Here is a 16,569-nt window from a genome sequence, read left to right on the forward strand (position 1 = left end):
GCGGGGCAGGGGCCCTGTGCTAGAGTGTCGCCACTTTTTTTCAGGGGATTCGCCACTGTGTGGGAACTGGTCAAAGCCGGCGGCTGGATGATGCTGCCGATCATTCTGAGCTCCATCGCCGCCACCGCCATCGTCGCCGAACGACTCTGGACCCTGCGCCGCAGCCGCATCGCCCCGCCGCAGCTGCTGGGCCAGGTGTGGAAGCAGATCAAGGACAAGAAGCTGAACAGCCAGGCGCTCAAGGAGCTCAAGGCGTCTTCCCCGCTGGGCGAGGTGCTCGCCGCCGGCCTGGTCAACTCCAAGCACGGCCGCGAGATCATGAAGGAGTGCATCGAGGAAGCCGCCGGCCGGGTGATCCACGAGATGGAGCGCTACCTCAACGCCCTCGGCACCATCGCCGCCATGGCCCCGCTGCTCGGCCTGCTGGGCACGGTGTTCGGCATGATCCAGATCTTCAGCGCCTTCATGGGCGACGGCATGGCCAACGCACCGCAGCTCGCCGGCGGCATCTCCAAGGCCCTGGTGACCACCGCCTCCGGCCTGATCGTGGCCATCCCGGCGGTGTTCTTCCACCGCTACCTGCTGCGCCGCGTCGATGAGCTGGTGGTGGCCATGGAGCAGGAAGCGATCAAGCTGGTGGAAATGGTTCAGGGCGACCGCGAGGTCGACCTCTCCGAGGATGGCAAAGCGTGAAATTCCGCCGCAGAAACGGCAGCGCCGCCCGCGATGACGTGTTCATCAACCTGGCGTCGCTGATCGACGTGATCTTCGTCCTGCTGCTGTTCTTCGTGGTCACCACCACCTTCAGCCGGCCGACGCAGCTGAAGGTCGAGCTGCCCGAGGCGGTCAGCGGCACGCCGCCGGAAGCCACCGACATCAAGCCGCTGGAGCTGGACATCGACGCCGCCGGCCACTACGCGCTGAACGGCCAGAGCCTGGTCAACGGCGACATCGCCACCCTGATGGCGGCGATGCAGAAGGAATCCGGCGGCGACAGCAACCTGCCGCTGGTGATCACCGCCGACGGCAAGGCCACCCACCAGTCGGTGGTCACCGCCATGGACGCCGCCGGCAAGCTCGGCTTCAGTCACCTGCGCATCACCACCGTCGAGGCGCAGCCGGCGGCCAAGCCCTGATGGCGTTTTCCGAGCGCCTTTTGCAGGCCTGGTACCAGGGCCACCCGGCCCTCGGCCTGCTGCGTCCGCTGGAAGCGCTGTACCGGCGGATCGCCCTGCGCAAGCGCGCCGACTACCTGGAAGGCCGCCGTCAGGCCTACCGCGCGCCGGTGCCGGTCATCGTGGTCGGCAACGTCACCGTCGGCGGCACTGGCAAGACGCCGATGATCCTCTGGCTGATCGAACACTGCCGCGCCCGCGGCCTCAAGGTCGGCGTGGTCAGCCGCGGCTACGGCGCCAAGCCGCCGAGCCTGCCCTGGCGGGTGCGCGCCGAACAGAACGCGGCGCAGGCCGGCGACGAGCCGCTGATGATCGTCCTGCGCAGCGGCGTGCCCCTGGTCATCGACCCGGACCGCCCGGCCGCGGTGCGCGCGCTGCTGGCCGAGGAACCGGTGGACCTGATCCTCTGCGACGACGGCCTGCAGCACTACCGCCTGGCCCGCGACCTGGAACTGGTGCTGATCGACGCCGCGCGCGGCCTGGGCAATCGCCGCTGCCTGCCGGCCGGCCCCCTGCGCGAGCCGGCCGAACGCCTGGAGTCGGTGGACGCGGTGCTCTACAACGGTGCCAGCAGCGATCCGGCCGGCGCCTTTTCCTTCGTCCTGCGGCCGAGCGCGCTGGTCAACCTGCGCAGCGGCGAGCGCGGCGACCTGACGCACTTCCCGCCGGGCCAGCAGGTCCACGCCCTGGCCGGCATCGGCAACCCCCGGCGTTTCTTCGCGACGCTCGAGGCGCTACACTGGCGGCCTGTTCCGCACGCCTTCCCGGACCACGCGGCCTACAGCGCCGAGCAGCTGCAATTCAGCCCGCCGCTGCCGCTGCTGATGACCGAGAAGGACGCGGTGAAATGCCGGGCCTTCGCCGCCGCCGACTGGTGGTACCTCGCGGTCGACGCGCAGCCATCCCCGGCCTTCGTCGCCTGGTTCGACGCCCAGCTCGAGCGTCTGATCGCGCGCTGACGGGTGGCGCTGCCACCCATTGCTTTCCAAGGATTCCGCCATGGACCCGAAACTCCTCGACATCCTCGCCTGCCCGCTGTGCAAGGGGCCGCTGAAGCTCACCGACGACAAGTCCGAACTGATCTGCAAGGCCGACGGCCTGGCCTACCCGGTGCGCGACGGCATCCCGGTGATGCTCGAGGGCGAGGCCCGCACCCTGAACGTCGACGAACGCCTGGACAAGTGACCGAGACCTCGCGATGAGCCAAGCCTTCACCGTCGTCATCCCGGCCCGCTTCGCCTCCACCCGCCTGCCCGGCAAGCCGTTGCAGGACATCTGCGGCAAGCCCATGGTCCAGCACGTCTGGGAGCAGGCGCGCAAGAGCGCCGCCAACCGCGTGGTGATCGCCACCGACGATGCGCACATCCTCGAGGCGGCCAACGTCTTCGGCGCCGAGGCGCTGCTGACCCGCGTCGACCACAACTCCGGCACCGACCGCCTGGCCGAGGTGGCCGATGCCCTGGGCCTGGCCGACGACGCCATCGTGGTCAACGTGCAGGGCGACGAGCCGCTGATCCCGCCGGCCATCATCGACCAGGTGGCGGCCAACCTGGCGGCCCACCCGGAAGCCGGCATCGCCACCCTGGCCGAGCCGATCCACGAGCTGGCCGCGCTGTTCAACCCGAACGTGGTGAAGGTGGTGACCGAGCTCAACGGCCTGGCGCTGACCTTCAGCCGCGCGCCGCTGCCCTGGGCCCGCGACGCCTTCGCCAAGGAGCCGGACGGCTTGCCGCAGGGCGTGCTCTACCGCCGCCACATCGGCATCTACGCCTACCGCGCGCGCTTCCTCCGCGACTTCGTCGCCTGGGGCCCGTGCTGGCTGGAAGACACCGAGTGCCTGGAGCAGCTGCGCGCGCTCTGGCACGGCGTACGCATCCACGTCGCCGACGCCCTGGAGGCGCCGCAGGCCGGGGTGGACACCGCCGAGGACCTGGAGCGCGTCAGGCGCATCCTGGGGGGCTGATGCGGGTTCTCTTCGTCTGCCTGGGCAACATCTGCCGTTCGCCCACCGCCGAGGGCGTGTTCCGCCACAAGCTGCGCGAGGCCGGGCTGGAGGCGCGGGTGACCGTCGACTCTGCCGGCACCGGCGACTGGCACGTGGGCAAGGCGCCGGATGCCCGCACTCGCGTCGCCGCCATGCGCCGTGGCTATGACCTGTCGGCGTTGCGTGCGCGCCAGGTGAGCGCTGCCGATTTCGCCGACTTCGACCTGATCCTGGCCATGGACCTGAGCAACCTGGCCGATCTCGAACGCTTACGTGGCGGTGGTCCCGCCGAGCTGGACCTGTTCCTGCGCCGCTACGCCGGCGTGCTGGACGAGGTGCCCGATCCCTATTACGGCGGCGAGGCCGGTTTCGAGCAGGTGCTGGACCTGCTCGAAACCGCCTGCGACGCCCTGCTGCTGGAAGTGAAGGGGCGCCTGTGAGCCTGGTTTTGCAGAAAGACGTTTCCCTGAAAGCTTTCAATACCTTCGGCATCGAAGCGCGCGCGCAGCTGTTCGCCGAAGCCCGCGACGACCAGGAAGTGATGCAGGGCCTTGCCCTGGCGGTGGAGCATGACCTGCCGCTGCTGGTGCTCGGCGGTGGCAGCAACCTGCTGCTGACCCGCGACGTCGAGGCCCTGGTATTGCGCATGGCCAGCCGTGGCGTGCGCATCCTCGAAGACGACGGTGATCGGGTGCGTATCGAAGCTGAGGCCGGCGAGGTCTGGGACGACCTGGTGCGTTGGAGCCTGGAGCAGGGCTTCGCCGGCCTGGAGAACCTCAGCCTGATCCCCGGCACCGTCGGCGCCGCGCCCATGCAGAACATCGGCGCCTACGGCGTGGAGCTGAAGGACGTGTTCGACAGCCTGGTGGCGCTGGACCGCCACAGTGGTGGCCTGCGCGAATTCCACCTGGACGATTGCGCCTTCGCCTACCGCGAGAGCCTGTTCAAGCGCGAGCCGGGGCGCTGGGTGATCCTGCGCGTGCGCCTGAAGCTCGCGCGCCGGGCCAGCCTGCGCCTCGACTACGGTCCGGTGCGCCAGCGCCTGGCGGAGGAGGGCATAGACGCTCCTGGCCCCGCCGACGTGGCGCGGGTGATCTGCGCCATCCGCCGCGAGAAGCTGCCCGACCCGGCAGTGCTGGGCAATGCCGGCAGCTTCTTCAAGAACCCGCTGGTGTCCGCCGCCGTGGCCGAGCGCTTGCGTGGCGAATACCCGGACCTGGTGGCCTATCCCCAGGCCGACGGCCAGGTCAAGCTGGCCGCCGGCTGGCTGATCGACAAGGCCGACTGGAAGGGCTTCCGCGATGGCGCCGCCGGCGTGCATGCCCAGCAGGCGTTGGTGCTGGTCAACTACGGTGGCGCCAGCGGGGCGCAGATCCAAGCACTGGCCGAGCGCATCCGCGAGGACATTCGGCAGCGATTCGGCGTGGAGCTGGAGATGGAGCCCAACCTCTACTGAGGTTTGCAGGCTTGAAAAAAAGGCGCTTGCCGGCAATGGCAAGCGCCTTTTTTGTCCGTGCTGCTTTTCGTAGGAGCGAGGGGGACGCCTAGTTCTTGCTCGCGAACCGCATGGCACCGCGTTTGTTCGCGAGCAAGCTCGCTCCTACGAAAAGCCATGCTCGCCTGCAACGTTGTCCGCGATAGCCGGGGGTATCGGCGCGATTCGCGGATGAGATCCGCTCCTACACTGCCCCACCACTCCATTCCCCTGTAGGAGCGCGCCCTGCGCGCGAAATCGCGGGCAGGGCCCGCTCCTACAGGTGTCGTGGGGCATGGCGTTTCCCGGTAGGAGGCTCTATCCGCCCTACGCAACCCAGGAACCATAAAAAAAGGGGATGCCTAGGCATCCCCTTTTTCAACACGCGGGCGATCAGCCGTGGTGCTTCTCCACCTCGTCGCGGTGCTGCTCGGCCTTGTCGGCTTCGACTTGCTCCTCGACGGCCTGGATGGCCTGCTCGCCTTCGGCAGCTTCGGCAGCTTCGGCAGCTTCGGCAGCTTCGGCAGCTTCGGCAGCTTCGGCAGCGGGTGCTTCGACGGCTTCGGTGGTGGCAGACGCTTCGACAGTCTCCTGGGCCGCTTCCACGACGCTTTCTTCCGCGGCGACGACGGGTTCCTCGGCGATGGCTTCCACCTCGGCGGCCTGCTCGACCACGGCGGTTTCCACTACGGCCGGAGCGGCAGCGGCGGCTTCCGCGGCTTCACGGGCCAGGCGCTCGGCTTCGCGCTGCAGGCGACGACGCTCGCGCGGATCGTTCAGGGCGCGGCCGCTGGCGTTGGCTGCCGGCTGGGCTTCGTCCTGGCTCGGCGCGGCGACAGCAGGCTCGGCCTCGGCGACCGGGGTTTCGACCACCTGGGGTTCGACGGGGGCACTTTCGACGACCGGAGCGGCCTCGACCACGGCTTCCGCAGCAGGCCGCTCGACCGGTTCGGCGGCGGCCGGGGCGGATTCGCTCGGCTGCAGGCTGAACTCGACGATCTGCTCGCCGGCGCTTTCCTCGCGGGTCTCGGTGACCACGACGGTGTCGGCGCTGGCTTCGACGGCGGCGACCGGCTCGGCGGTTTGCTCGCTGGCGGCTTCGACGACCTGCTCGGCGACCACGGCTACCGCGGCAACGCCGGTTGCGGCCAGGGCCGGGGCGGACGGCGACTCGCTGCCTTGCGGCTGCTCACCGGCCTCCGGGCCTTCCACGCCGACTTCGCGCTGACGCTCGCGGCGGTTGCTGCGGCGGCGCTGGCCACGGGAGCGGCGGCGCGGACGATCGTCATCGCTGCCTTCCTGATCGTCCTGCTCCAGCAGTTCCTCGTTGTTCGGCAGCTCTTCGGCTTCCAGCGCGGCTTCGCGGGCCTGGCGCTCCTCGCGGGGCTGGCGTTCGCCACGTTCGCGACGCTCACCACGCTCTTCGCGCGGCTGGCGTTCTTCACGGGGCTGACGCTCTTCGCCCGGCTGGCGCTCGGCACGTTCTTCGCGCGGCTGACGTTCTTCGCGGGCCGGACGTTCGGCGCGCTCTTCACGCGGCTGACGTTCCTCGCGCGGCTGGCGCTCGGCACGTTCTTCACGCGGTTGACGCTCCTCGCGGGGCTGGCGCTCAGCGCGTTCTTCACGCGGCTGGCGTTCCTCGCGGGGCTGACGCTCGGCACGCTCTTCACGCGGTTGACGTTCCTCGCGCGGCTGGCGCTCGGCACGCTCTTCGCGCGGTTGACGCTCCTCGCGCGGCTGGCGTTCGGCGCGCTCTTCACGGGGCTGGCGTTCTTCGCGGGCCGGACGCTCGGCGCGCTCTTCACGACGGCGTTCGTTGCGCTCGCCACGCTCCTCGCGGGGCTTGCGGTCGTCGTCGCGACGGCCGCCATCACGGCGACGGTTCTGCTGGCGGCCGTTGCGGCGCTCGTCCGGAGTCGAGCTGCGCTCGCTGGCGGGTTTCTCCGCGCTGATGGCCGGCTTGGCCTGTTCTTCCTTGCCGGCGAACAGGCTCACCAGCGACTTGACCAGGCCCTGGAACAGGCTCGGCTGCGGCATCGGCTTGGCGGCTTCCACCGGTTGCGGCACGGCGGCAGCCTGCTCGGCTTGTTGCGGGGCAGGAGTCTGCGGGGAGACGGTCTTCACCGCGGCTTCCTGGCGCACCAGGGTGCGGGTGGCGCTGACCGGCTGGACTTCCTCGTGCTCGACCTGGGCCATCTCGTAGCTGGTGTGGCCGACCAGCAGGTCCGGGTTGTCGTCACGCAGGCGCTGCACTTCGAAGTGCGGGGTTTCCAGATGCTCGTCCGGCAGGATGAAGATGCGCGCGCGGGTGCGCAGCTCGATCTTGGTGATGGCGTTGCGCTTCTCGTTGAGCAGGAAGGCGGCGACCTGGAAGGGCACGCGGGCGCGGACTTCCGCGGTGCGGTCCTTCAGCGCTTCTTCCTCGATCAGACGCAGGATGGCCAGCGACAGGGATTCCACGTCGCGGATGATGCCCTGGCCGTTGCAACGCGGGCAGACGATGCCGCTGGTCTCGCCGAGGGACGGACGCAGGCGCTGGCGGGACATCTCCAGCAGGCCGAAGCGCGAGATGCGCCCGACCTGCACGCGCGCGCGGTCGGCCTCGAGGGCTTCGCGCACGCGTTCTTCCACGGCGCGCTGGTTCTTCGCCGGGGTCATGTCGATGAAGTCGATGACGATCAGGCCGCCGATGTCACGCAGGCGCAGCTGGCGGGCGATTTCCTCGGCCGCTTCCAGGTTGGTCTGCAGGGCGGTTTCCTCGATGTCGCCGCCTTTGGTGGCGCGCGCCGAGTTGATGTCGATGGACACCAGGGCCTCGGTCGGGTCGATGACGATGGAGCCGCCGGAGGGCAGCTTCACTTCGCGCTGGAAGGCAGTCTCGATCTGGCTCTCGATCTGGAAGCGGTTGAACAGCGGAACGCTGTCCTGGTACAGCTTCACCTTGCTGGCGTACTGCGGCATCACCTGGCGGATGAAGTTCAGGGCTTCTTCCTGGGCGTCGATGCTGTCGATCAGCACTTCGCCGATGTCCTGGCGCAGGTAGTCGCGGATGGCGCGGATGATGACGTTGCTTTCCTGGTAGATCAGGAAGGGCGCGCCGCGCTCGCCGGAGGCTTCCTTGATGGCGCCCCACAGTTGCAGCAGGTAGTCCAGGTCCCACTGCAGCTCTTCGGAACTGCGGCCCAGGCCCGCGGTGCGGACGATCAGGCCCATGTCGGCGGGAGCGTTGAGGCCGTTCAGGGCTTCGCGCAGTTCATTGCGCTCTTCGCCCTCGATGCGGCGGGAGATGCCGCCGGCGCGGGGGTTGTTCGGCATCAGCACCAGGTAGCGGCCGGCCAGGCTGATGAAGGTGGTCAGGGCCGCGCCCTTGTTGCCGCGTTCTTCCTTCTCGACCTGGACGATGACTTCCTGGCCTTCGCTGAGCACTTCCTTGATGTTGATGCGCCCTTCGGGGCTCTTCTTGAAGTACTCGCGGGAAATTTCCTTGAGGGGGAGGAAACCGTGGCGCTCGGCGCCGAAGTCGACGAAGGCGGCTTCCAGGCTGGGCTCGACGCGGGTGATGCGGCCCTTGTAGATGTTGGCCTTTTTCTGTTCGCGCGCGCCGGACTCTATGTCCAGATCGAACAGACGCTGGCCATCTACCAGCGCTACACGCAACTCTTCGGGTTGAGTTGCGTTGATCAGCATTCTTTTCATGTAGTACCAATGGTTTCCGGGGCCACCGGAAACGGCAATCGGCACCCACGACTCTCACGGTCGGTGCTCAGGCGCGTACTCAGGAACGGCGGACCATTCCCGTGTCCAGCGACGTCCGGCCAACAACGGGCCGGGTCGCGACTACGTCTCCTGCTTGTCCTGCGAACAAGCAATCAACAGGAGGAGGAATCAGCTGTCGGAGGCGGACGAAAGAGTGCGTCTGAAACAAGGCTGTGCCAGCTACGCGGTCCGACAGTTGTGCATCTCCACCCTGCACGTTTCCTATTGAAGAAGCGGGTGCCGCTCGCAGAATCCGGGAGCGGGTTGGCTTTTCACGGCTACCGAGGCAGCCGTGCGTCATGTCTCAAGGCTCGGGTTCCGAATCGTTGCGGCGAGGGATTCATGGGTCCGTCACGGCAACGCTTCGCAGGACTGCCTCACGTCCGTTCAATGTGCTTGCAGGCAGCGGGGATGGCGATTTCGCTGACATCCGCGGGCCCGGCCACTTTTGGCGGCCTCCCGAATATAGCAGCAATGATTAAGTGCTTCAATTGAATGAAAAATTGCTATGATGAGCGGATGACGACTTCCTCCCCTCCGACTTCCGGCGTCCAGCTGCTTGAAGTCGCGCCGGAATATGCCGGCCAGCGCATCGACAATTTCCTCAGAACTCAGCTCAAAGGCGTACCCAAGACCTTGATCTATCGCATCCTGCGCAAGGGCGAGGTGCGGGTGAACAAGGGGCGGATCAAGCCCGAGTACAAGCTGCAGGCCGGGGACGTGGTGCGTGTGCCGCCGCTGCGCCTGGCCGAGCGCGACGAGCCGGCGCCGCTGGCCCAGGGGCTGCTCGAGCGCCTGGAGGCCGCCATCGTCTACGAAGACAAGGCGCTGATCGTGATCAACAAGCCCGCCGGCATCGCCGTGCACGGCGGCAGCGGCCTCAGCTATGGCGTGATCGAGGCCTTCCGCCAGCTGCGCCCGGAGGCCAAGGACCTGGAGCTGGTGCATCGTCTGGACCGCGACACTTCCGGCCTGCTGATGATCGCCAAGAAGCGCAGCATGCTGCGCCACCTGCATGATGCGCTGCGCAACGAGCACGTGGTGGACAAGCGCTACCACGCCCTGGTGCGCGGCAGCTGGCCGGCGGCGAAGAAGCAGATCCGCGCGCCGCTGCTGAAGAACAACCTGCGTTCCGGCGAGCGCATGGTGGAAGTCAACGTCGAAGGCAAGGACGCGCTCACCGAGTTCAAGGTGCTGCGCCGCTTCGGCGACTTCGCCACCCTGGTGGAGGCGCGGCCGATCACCGGGCGCACCCATCAGATTCGCGTGCATGCCAAGCACGCCGGGCATTCCATCGCCGGCGACGCCAAGTACGGCGACGACGAGTTCTCCCGCGAGATCCGCGAGCTGGGCGGCAAGCGCCTGTTCCTGCATTCCGCGCAGTTGCGTGTGCCCATGCCCGACGGCTCCACCCTGGAGCTGGACGCCGAGGTGGACGACATCTGGCGCAGCACGCTGGAGCGCCTGGATGCCTGAGTACGCGCTGCTGGTCTTCGACTGGGACGGCACCCTGGTCGACTCCGTCGGCCGCATCGTCGAGTCGATGCGGGTGGCGGCCGAGCGTTCCGGCCTGCCGCGGCGCAGCGACGAAGCCATAAAAGGCATCATCGGCCTGGGGCTGCCGGAGGCGATCCAGACGCTGTACCCGGAAGTCGACGACGAGGCGGCGCTGACAGTATTTCGCGGCGATTACGCCGAGCATTATCTGATGCTGGAGGTCGAGCCTTCTCCTTTGTTCCCCGGCGTGGCCGATGCGCTGGAGCATTTCCGCCAGTCCGGCTACCGTCTGGCGGTCGCCACCGGCAAGAGTCGCCGCGGCCTGGACCGGGTGCTGAAGGGGCAGGGCTGGGAAGGTTTCTTCGACATCACCCGCGCCGCCGACGAGTCGGCGAGCAAGCCCGATCCGCGCATGCTGCATGAGATCCTCGCGCATTGCCGGGTCGAGCCGGGTCGTGCGCTGATGGTCGGGGATGCGCCCTTCGACCTGGAGATGGCGCGCCGGGCGGGCATGGATTCGGTGGCGGTGTCCTACGGGGCGCAGCCGCTGTCCGTGTTGCGCGAATACGGCCCGCGCCTGGAAGTCGGGCATTTCAACGAATTGCGCGCCTGGCTGGATGGCCGGGTGCAGGACCTACGGATCGAGGTGAGCGAGCATGTCGGATGAGTGGAAGGCCGAGGAGCCCGGCAAGGAAGACGCGAAGAGCTGGAAACTGCTGGAGAAGGCAGTGCTGGCGGGCGTTCAGGAGCAGCGCCGGGCCCGTCGCTGGGGCATCTTCTTCAAGCTGCTGACCTTCATCTACCTGTTCGGCGCCCTGGCGCTGTTCACCCCCTTGAGCGGCCTGTCCAAGTCCGCCTCGCGCAGCGGCAGCCATACCGCGCTGATCGAGGTGAAGGGCATGATCGCCGACGACGAGCCGGCCAGCGCCGACAATGTCGTCGGGGCGCTGAAGGCGGCCTTCGAGGACAGCGGCACCAAGGGCATCGTTCTGCGCATCAACAGCCCGGGCGGCAGTCCGGTGCAGTCCGGCTATATATATGACGAGATCAAGCGCCAGCGTGGCCTGCACCCGGACGTGAAGGTCTACGCGGTGATCAGCGACCTGGGAGCATCCGGCGCCTACTACATCGCCAGCGCCGCCGATGAGATCTACGCCGACAAGGCCAGCCTGGTCGGCTCCATCGGCGTGACCGCCGCCACCTTCGGCTTCGTCGGCACCATGGAGAAGCTCGGCGTCGATCGCCGCGTCTACACTTCCGGCGAGCACAAGGCCTTCCTCGATCCCTTCCAGCCGCCCAAGGCCGAAGAGACGCAGTTCTGGCAGGACGTACTGGACACCACTCACAAGCAGTTCATCGACAGCGTGAAGAAAGGGCGCGGCGATCGCCTGAAGGACAAGGATCACCCCGAGCTGTTCTCCGGGCTGATCTGGTCTGGCGAGCAGGCGCTGCAGCTCGGCCTGATCGATGGCCTGGGCAGCACCAGCTACGTGGCGCGCGACGTGATCAAGGAAAAGGAAATCGTCGACTACACCGTGCAGGAAACGCCGTTCGACCGCTTCGCCAAGAAGATCGGCGCCAGCGTCGCCGAGCGCCTGGCGCTGTGGATGGGCTGGCAGGGGCCGGCGCTGCGCTGAGGTTCTGGGGTTCGAAACGAGCCGCTGCCTTATATATGAGGCGGCGGCTTTTTCGTTTCCGGGGCGACAGGTATCGGGATGCTCTTCGTGCTCTTCGTGGGAGCGAGCTTGCTCGCGAATAGCCTCGTGGCGGAATCCGTTCGCGAGCAAGCTCGCTCCTGCGAAGAGCTGTGCTTGCCTGCAGCGTAGGAGCGGTCAGGGAATCTGTACGCCTTCCGCCAGCAGCATATCCACCAGGCGAATCAGCGGCAGGCCGACCAGGCTGGTGCCATCCTCGCCCTCTGTCGCGCGGAACAGGCTGACGCCCAGGCCCTCGGCCTTGAAGCTGCCGGCGCAATCGAAGGGTTGTTCGGCTTCCAGGTAGCGGTGGATGCGCGCCTCGTCCAGTTCGCGGAAGTGCACGCGGAAGGGGATGCAATCCACCTGGCAGCGGCCGCTGGCGCTGTCCAGCAGGGCCAGGCCGGTGAGGAAGCTGACGCTGTTGCCGCTGGCGGCCTTGAGCTGCTCCATGGCCCGCTCCAGGGTATGCGGCTTGCCGAGGATCGCCTGGCCCTGGACGGCGGCCTGGTCCGAGCCGATGATCAGGTGCTCGGGAAAGCGCGCCGCCAGCGCCCGCGCCTTGGCTTCGGCGAGGCGGCGCACCAGTTGTTCGGCGCTTTCGCCGGGCAGCGGGCTTTCATCTATATCCGGGCTTGCGCATTCGAAGGGCAGGCGCAGGCGTTGCAGCAATTCGCGGCGGTAGGGCGAGCTTGAGGCGAGAATCAGTGGGCGCATCGGGAGTCTCCTGGGCGAAGTCCGCGATTCTAGCGAAAAGGCTGTCCATACAGCGGTTTATGCCTAATTTCCTTTGACAGGGACGGGGGCATCCCTATAATGGCGCGCTTATGTTGAATGGGCCGATACCACCTCACGTCGATCCGCGCAAATTGGTAGAGCGCGAAGCCACCCTCGAGGGTGTGCTGCCGCTCGCCAGTATGCCGCGGGTTTGCGAACAGCTGACCAGCAGCGAAGGCAACGTCCGGGCGAAGTTCTTCTTCCACCGCGACGAGCAGAAGCTGGCGGTCATGCATGTCGAAGTCGACGCGCAGGTGAGCATGGTATGCCAACGCTGCCTCGAGCCGGCGACCTTCCAGGTCACCAGCGAGTCCGACTTCGCCATCCTCTGGGAAGGCCAGTCTGCCGAAGGGCTGCCGAAGGGGTACGATGCGCTGGAAGTGGGGGAGGAACCCCTCGACCTGCCGCCTCTGGTCGAGGACGAGCTGTTGCTCGCCTTGCCCATCGTTCCGGCCCATGACCCTGAAGAATGCCAGCATCCGGCGGGATTTGCAGCAGCGCCCGAGCCGAGCGAGAACGTGGAAGAACGTCCCAACCCGTTCAGCGTACTGGCGCAGTTGAAGCGTGACCCAAACGTTTAGGAGTTAATCAATCATGGCTGTTCAGCAGAACAAAAAATCCCGTTCCGCTCGTGACATGCGTCGTTCCCACGATGCGCTCGATGCGAACGCTCTGTCCGTGGAAAAGAGCACCGGTGAAGTCCACCTGCGCCACCACGTCTCCCCGGACGGCTTCTATCGCGGCCGCAAGGTCGTAGACAAGGGCTCTGACGAGTAATCCTTGTCCGCACCAATCATCGCGATTGATGCAATGGGTGGGGACTTCGGTCCCCACTGCATTGTTCCGGCCAGCATTTCCTTCCTGGCCCAGCACCCCGCTCTGCAACTGGTCCTCGTCGGCCAGGCACCCCTTCTCGAAGAACTCTGCGCCCGCGTTCCCGCGGTCGACCGCCCGCGCCTGCACATCCAGCACGCCAGCGAAGTCATCGGCATGGACGAACGCCCGTCCCAGGCCCTGCGCAGCAAGCCCGACTCCTCCATGCGCGTCGCCCTGGAACTGGTCCGCGACGGTACGGCCCATGCCTGCGTCAGTGCCGGCAACACCGGCGCGCTGATGGCCCTGTCGCGCTATCTGCTCAAGACCTTGCCGGGCATCGACCGGCCGGCCATGGTCACCGCCGTGCCGACCCAGACCGGGCATTGCCACCTGCTGGACCTGGGGGCGAACGTCGATTGCAGCGCCGAGCACCTCTACCAGTTCGCCGTGATGGGCGCGGTGGCGGCCGAGGCGCTGGGCAAGGCCAACCCGAGGGTGGCGCTGCTCAACGTCGGCACCGAGGAAATCAAGGGCAACCAGCAGGTCAAGCTGGCCTCGACCCTGCTGGAGCAGGCGCGCGGCATCAACTACATCGGCTACATAGAAGGCGACGGCCTGTACCGTGGCCTGGCCGACGTGGTGGTGTGCGACGGCTTCGTTGGCAACATCCTGTTGAAAGCCAGCGAGGGGCTGGCGGCCATGGTGGTCAGCCGCCTGGAGGAGTTATTCGCCTCCAGCCTGTCGGCGAAGGCCATCGGCCTGGTGGCCATGCCGCTGCTGCGCCGTCTGCGCAGCGACCTGACGCCGGCCCGGCACAACGGCGCGAGCTTCCTGGGGCTGCAGGGCATCGTGGTGAAGAGCCACGGCAGCGCGGCCGAGGAGGGCATCCAGAGCGCTCTGCGCCGGGCCCTGGCGGAAATCCGCGAGAACCTGCCGCAGCGGCTCCATGGGCGGCTTGAAAGCCTTCTCTAAGTAGCTGAATAGAAAGGAAATAGAGATTTCTGGCGGTAATGGAAGTATGCTTGCGCACCGCGCTCGCAAGGCCGCCCGGCGAGATGATGTCCTCGCCCTGGCGATGTGACCGCGCGGTCGAGGCCGTCATCCAACTGTCAGTTCCATGCGCCAGGCTGCTGCTGGCGTTACCCTTCGACGAAACAGACACAAGGGACCCGTTGCAATGTCCGCATCCCTCGCATTCGTTTTCCCCGGCCAGGGCTCGCAATCCCTCGGCATGCTGGCCGAGCTGGGCGCGCAGCACGCACTGGTGCGTGACACCTTCGCCGAAGCCTCCGCGGCCCTGGGCTACGACCTCTGGGCGCTGGTGCAGGAAGGCCCGGAAGAGCGCCTGAACCAGACCGACAAGACCCAGCCCGCCATCCTCACCGCCTCCATCGCCCTGTGGCGCCTGTGGCAGGCCGAGGGCGGTGCCGCGCCGGCCTACGTCGCCGGCCACAGCCTGGGCGAGTACTCGGCCCTGGTCGCCGCCGGCAGCCTGGGCTTCGCCGATGCGGTGAAACTGGTCGAGCGCCGCGGCCAATTGATGCAGGAAGCGGTGCCCGCCGGTACCGGCGGCATGGCCGCGATCCTCGGCCTGGAAGACGCCGACGTGCTGGCCGCCTGCGCCGAAGCTGCGCAGGGTGACGTAGTCAGCGCCGTGAACTTCAACGCTCCCGGCCAGGTGGTGATCGCCGGTGCCGCCGCCGCGGTCGAGCGCGCCATCGAGGCTTGCAAGGCGCGTGGCGCCAAGCGCGCCGTGGCGCTGCCGGTCAGCGTGCCGTCGCACTGCGCGCTGATGCGTCCGGCCGCCGAGCGCTTCGCCGAAGCGGTGGAAGCCATCGCCTGGCAGGTTCCGCAGATCGCCCTGGTGCAGAACGTCAGCGCCCAGGTGCCGGCGGACCTCGACACCCTCAAGCGCGACCTTCTGGCGCAGCTGTACAGCCCGGTGCGCTGGGTCGAGACCGTGCAACTGCTCGCCGCCAAGGGCGTGAGCGATCTGGTAGAGTGCGGCCCTGGCAAGGTCCTGGCCGGCCTGAACAAGCGTTGCGCCAAGGGCGTGAACACCCACAATCTGGATTCGGCGGACGCCTTCGCGGCGGCTCGTGCGGCTCTGGCTTGAACAGGAGATAAGAGCATGAGTCTGCAAGGTAAGGTTGCCCTGGTCACCGGCGCGAGCCGCGGCATCGGCCAGGCCATCGCCCTGGAACTGGGCCGCCTGGGCGCCATCGTCATCGGCACCGCCACCAGCGCCTCGGGCGCCGAGAAGATCGCCGAATACCTCAAGGCCAACGGCATCGAAGGCGCCGGCCTGGTCCTGGACGTTTCCAGCGACGAATCCGTCGCCTCCACCCTCGAACACATCCAGCAGCACCTCGGCCAGCCGCTGATCGTGGTCAACAACGCCGGCATCACCCGCGACAACCTGCTGATGCGGATGAAGGACGACGAGTGGTTCGACGTGGTCAACACCAACCTCAACAGCCTCTACCGTCTGTCGAAAGCCGTGCTGCGCGGCATGACCAAGGCTCGCTGGGGTCGCATCATCAACATCGGCTCGGTGGTCGGCGCCATGGGCAATGCCGGGCAGACCAACTATGCCGCGGCGAAGGCCGGCCTAGAGGGCTTCACCCGCGCCCTGGCGCGCGAAGTGGGCTCCCGTGCCATCACCGTCAACGCGGTGGCCCCGGGCTTCATCGACACCGACATGACCCGCGAGCTGCCCGAAGCCCAGCGCGAAGCGCTGCTCGGCCAGATTCCGCTCGGGCGTCTCGGCCAAGCCGAAGAGATCGCCAAGGTGGTAGGATTCCTCGCCTCCGATGGTGCCGCCTATGTGACCGGCGCCACGGTACCGGTGAATGGCGGAATGTACATGAGCTGAATGTGACCTTACTCTTCGCGGATGTGTCATATGCGCTGTCTAAAATCCGTTATATAGATGCAACTGGGTTATAGACAGAACATCGTGGTGGTCGCGAAGGGGCGTCGGCGTTCAGCTTGAAATGCAGAAAACCCTTTCTATACACTTACCCGCAGCCCAGCTGTACGGATTGTCCATAGGAGTGAAAACAAGGTATGAGCACCATCGAAGAACGCGTCAAGAAGATCGTTGCTGAGCAACTCGGCGTTAAGGAAGAAGAAGTCACCAACAGCGCTTCCTTCGTCGAAGACCTGGGCGCCGACTCCCTTGACACCGTTGAGCTGGTGATGGCTCTGGAAGAGGAATTCGAGACCGAAATCCCCGACGAGCAAGCCGAAAAGATCACCACCGTGCAGGAAGCCATCGACTACATCGTTGCCCACCAGCAATAAGTAGCCGTTTCCGACGGAAGAAGCCGCACGGCCTGCAAAGGCGTGCGGCTTTTCTTTAGCATGGCGCTGGACAGCCCTGGTCGCGGTCCG

18 protein-coding genes are annotated in these 16,569 nt (G+C 67.0%); 16 read left to right on the forward strand and 2 right to left on the reverse strand.

Translation table 11 applies throughout. From position 1 onward, the window contains the following. The first annotated feature begins 57 nt into the window (after positions 1 to 57). Genes ACTWJ5_RS09440 through murB form a run of 7 tightly spaced genes read left to right on the forward strand, consistent with a single transcriptional unit; the run spans position 58 to position 4,615 of the window. On the forward strand, positions 58 to 693 hold the full coding sequence (locus ACTWJ5_RS09440; protein WP_009621398.1) for a MotA/TolQ/ExbB proton channel family protein: 636 nt from the start codon (positions 58 to 60) through the stop codon (positions 691 to 693). Beyond that, complete coding sequence (locus tag ACTWJ5_RS09445; protein WP_249919273.1) at positions 690 to 1,136, forward strand: ExbD/TolR family protein; 447 nt, start codon at positions 690 to 692, stop codon at positions 1,134 to 1,136. The genes ACTWJ5_RS09440 and ACTWJ5_RS09445 overlap by 4 nt, the downstream gene beginning before the upstream one ends. After that, entirely contained in the window at positions 1,136 to 2,134 is a 999-nt protein-coding gene (gene lpxK / locus ACTWJ5_RS09450; RefSeq protein WP_301500382.1) for a tetraacyldisaccharide 4'-kinase, read from the forward strand. The genes ACTWJ5_RS09445 and lpxK overlap by 1 nt, the downstream gene beginning before the upstream one ends. Before the next feature lie 40 nt (positions 2,135 to 2,174). Continuing rightward, positions 2,175 to 2,360, forward strand: a complete 186-nt coding sequence (locus tag ACTWJ5_RS09455; protein WP_009621404.1) for a Trm112 family protein — start codon at positions 2,175 to 2,177, stop codon at positions 2,358 to 2,360. Between the two features lie 13 nt (positions 2,361 to 2,373). Beyond that, positions 2,374 to 3,138 carry a 3-deoxy-manno-octulosonate cytidylyltransferase gene (kdsB, locus tag ACTWJ5_RS09460; protein WP_444438282.1) on the forward strand — a complete coding sequence of 255 codons (765 nt, stop codon included), beginning with the start codon at positions 2,374 to 2,376 and terminating at the stop codon, positions 3,136 to 3,138. Next, positions 3,138 to 3,599, forward strand: coding sequence for a low molecular weight protein-tyrosine-phosphatase (locus ACTWJ5_RS09465; protein WP_444438284.1), 462 nt, complete (start codon positions 3,138 to 3,140; stop codon positions 3,597 to 3,599). The genes kdsB and ACTWJ5_RS09465 overlap by 1 nt, the downstream gene beginning before the upstream one ends. Next, positions 3,596 to 4,615, forward strand: coding sequence for a UDP-N-acetylmuramate dehydrogenase (gene murB, locus ACTWJ5_RS09470; protein WP_444438286.1), 1,020 nt, complete (start codon positions 3,596 to 3,598; stop codon positions 4,613 to 4,615). Before ACTWJ5_RS09465 ends, murB begins: the two co-directional genes overlap by 4 nt. 411 nt (positions 4,616 to 5,026) lie before the next feature. Here the strand turns inward: murB and rne are convergent, their stop codons facing one another. Then, positions 5,027 to 8,329, reverse strand: a complete 3,303-nt coding sequence (gene rne / locus ACTWJ5_RS09475) for a ribonuclease E (RefSeq protein ID WP_444438288.1) — start codon at positions 8,327 to 8,329, stop codon at positions 5,027 to 5,029. A 579-nt stretch (positions 8,330 to 8,908) separates the two neighbouring features. Between rne and rluC the strand changes: the two genes are divergently transcribed. From rluC to sppA, 3 genes are read left to right on the forward strand one after another with little or no spacing between them, the layout of a single operon-like run. Further along, positions 8,909 to 9,865, forward strand: a complete 957-nt coding sequence (gene rluC, locus ACTWJ5_RS09480; RefSeq protein WP_058488936.1) for a 23S rRNA pseudouridine(955/2504/2580) synthase RluC — start codon at positions 8,909 to 8,911, stop codon at positions 9,863 to 9,865. After that, a complete protein-coding gene (locus ACTWJ5_RS09485; RefSeq protein ID WP_444438291.1) occupies positions 9,858 to 10,553 on the forward strand; it encodes an HAD-IIIA family hydrolase in 696 nt (231 codons plus the stop codon). Before rluC ends, ACTWJ5_RS09485 begins: the two co-directional genes overlap by 8 nt. Beyond that, positions 10,543 to 11,523 (forward strand): signal peptide peptidase SppA, encoded by a 981-nt coding sequence (gene sppA, locus ACTWJ5_RS09490; RefSeq protein WP_444438293.1) that lies wholly within the window; start codon positions 10,543 to 10,545, stop codon positions 11,521 to 11,523. Before ACTWJ5_RS09485 ends, sppA begins: the two co-directional genes overlap by 11 nt. A gap of 195 nt (positions 11,524 to 11,718) precedes the next feature. Here sppA and ACTWJ5_RS09495 read toward each other — a convergent pair whose 3' ends face one another. Continuing rightward, a complete protein-coding gene (locus ACTWJ5_RS09495) occupies positions 11,719 to 12,297 on the reverse strand; it encodes a Maf family protein (RefSeq protein ID WP_444438295.1) in 579 nt (192 codons plus the stop codon). A gap of 110 nt (positions 12,298 to 12,407) precedes the next feature. Here ACTWJ5_RS09495 and ACTWJ5_RS09500 point away from each other — a divergent pair, with 110 nt between their 5' ends. The 6 genes from ACTWJ5_RS09500 (at position 12,408) to acpP (ending at position 16,479) form a co-directional block, all read left to right on the forward strand. Then, complete coding sequence (locus ACTWJ5_RS09500) at positions 12,408 to 12,938, forward strand: YceD family protein (RefSeq protein WP_058488940.1); 531 nt, start codon at positions 12,408 to 12,410, stop codon at positions 12,936 to 12,938. A gap of 13 nt (positions 12,939 to 12,951) precedes the next feature. Next, entirely contained in the window at positions 12,952 to 13,134 is a 183-nt protein-coding gene (rpmF, locus tag ACTWJ5_RS09505) for a 50S ribosomal protein L32 (protein WP_009621425.1), read from the forward strand. A gap of 3 nt (positions 13,135 to 13,137) precedes the next feature. Then, positions 13,138 to 14,145: a phosphate acyltransferase PlsX gene (gene plsX / locus ACTWJ5_RS09510; RefSeq protein ID WP_074979852.1), complete on the forward strand. Its 1,008-nt coding sequence runs from the start codon at positions 13,138 to 13,140 to the stop codon at positions 14,143 to 14,145. Between the two features lie 205 nt (positions 14,146 to 14,350). Next, positions 14,351 to 15,289 carry an ACP S-malonyltransferase gene (fabD, locus tag ACTWJ5_RS09515; protein WP_444438298.1) on the forward strand — a complete coding sequence of 313 codons (939 nt, stop codon included), beginning with the start codon at positions 14,351 to 14,353 and terminating at the stop codon, positions 15,287 to 15,289. A 15-nt stretch (positions 15,290 to 15,304) separates the two neighbouring features. After that, positions 15,305 to 16,048 carry a 3-oxoacyl-ACP reductase FabG gene (fabG, locus tag ACTWJ5_RS09520; RefSeq protein WP_009621431.1) on the forward strand — a complete coding sequence of 248 codons (744 nt, stop codon included), beginning with the start codon at positions 15,305 to 15,307 and terminating at the stop codon, positions 16,046 to 16,048. 194 nt (positions 16,049 to 16,242) lie between these two features. After that, complete coding sequence (acpP, locus tag ACTWJ5_RS09525; RefSeq protein ID WP_007160597.1) at positions 16,243 to 16,479, forward strand: acyl carrier protein; 237 nt, start codon at positions 16,243 to 16,245, stop codon at positions 16,477 to 16,479. The last annotated feature ends 90 nt before the right edge of the window (positions 16,480 to 16,569 follow it).

It is taken from the genome of Pseudomonas sp. A6, from assembly GCF_052367875.1.
GTDB classification, from domain to species: Bacteria; Pseudomonadota; Gammaproteobacteria; order Pseudomonadales; family Pseudomonadaceae; genus Pseudomonas; species Pseudomonas citronellolis.

What these genes read in the sequence shown, in the direction of transcription:
- ACTWJ5_RS09495 (WP_444438295.1), bottom strand. Translation starts at nt 12,297, where the DNA reads ATGCGCCCACTGATTCTCGCCTCAAGCTCGCCCTACCGCCGCGAATTG.
- sppA (WP_444438293.1), top strand. Translation starts at nt 10,543, where the DNA reads ATGTCGGATGAGTGGAAGGCCGAGGAGCCCGGCAAGGAAGACGCGAAG.
- kdsB (WP_444438282.1), top strand. Translation starts at nt 2,374, where the DNA reads ATGAGCCAAGCCTTCACCGTCGTCATCCCGGCCCGCTTCGCCTCCACC.
- ACTWJ5_RS09485 (WP_444438291.1), top strand. Translation starts at nt 9,858, where the DNA reads ATGCCTGAGTACGCGCTGCTGGTCTTCGACTGGGACGGCACCCTGGTC.
- fabG (WP_009621431.1), top strand. Translation starts at nt 15,305, where the DNA reads ATGAGTCTGCAAGGTAAGGTTGCCCTGGTCACCGGCGCGAGCCGCGGC.
- ACTWJ5_RS09465 (WP_444438284.1), top strand. Translation starts at nt 3,138, where the DNA reads ATGCGGGTTCTCTTCGTCTGCCTGGGCAACATCTGCCGTTCGCCCACC.
- acpP (WP_007160597.1), top strand. Translation starts at nt 16,243, where the DNA reads ATGAGCACCATCGAAGAACGCGTCAAGAAGATCGTTGCTGAGCAACTC.
- lpxK (WP_301500382.1), top strand. Translation starts at nt 1,136, where the DNA reads ATGGCGTTTTCCGAGCGCCTTTTGCAGGCCTGGTACCAGGGCCACCCG.
- ACTWJ5_RS09455 (WP_009621404.1), top strand. Translation starts at nt 2,175, where the DNA reads ATGGACCCGAAACTCCTCGACATCCTCGCCTGCCCGCTGTGCAAGGGG.
- rpmF (WP_009621425.1), top strand. Translation starts at nt 12,952, where the DNA reads ATGGCTGTTCAGCAGAACAAAAAATCCCGTTCCGCTCGTGACATGCGT.
- ACTWJ5_RS09500 (WP_058488940.1), top strand. Translation starts at nt 12,408, where the DNA reads ATGTTGAATGGGCCGATACCACCTCACGTCGATCCGCGCAAATTGGTA.
- rne (WP_444438288.1), bottom strand. Translation starts at nt 8,329, where the DNA reads ATGAAAAGAATGCTGATCAACGCAACTCAACCCGAAGAGTTGCGTGTA.
- fabD (WP_444438298.1), top strand. Translation starts at nt 14,351, where the DNA reads ATGTCCGCATCCCTCGCATTCGTTTTCCCCGGCCAGGGCTCGCAATCC.
- rluC (WP_058488936.1), top strand. Translation starts at nt 8,909, where the DNA reads ATGACGACTTCCTCCCCTCCGACTTCCGGCGTCCAGCTGCTTGAAGTC.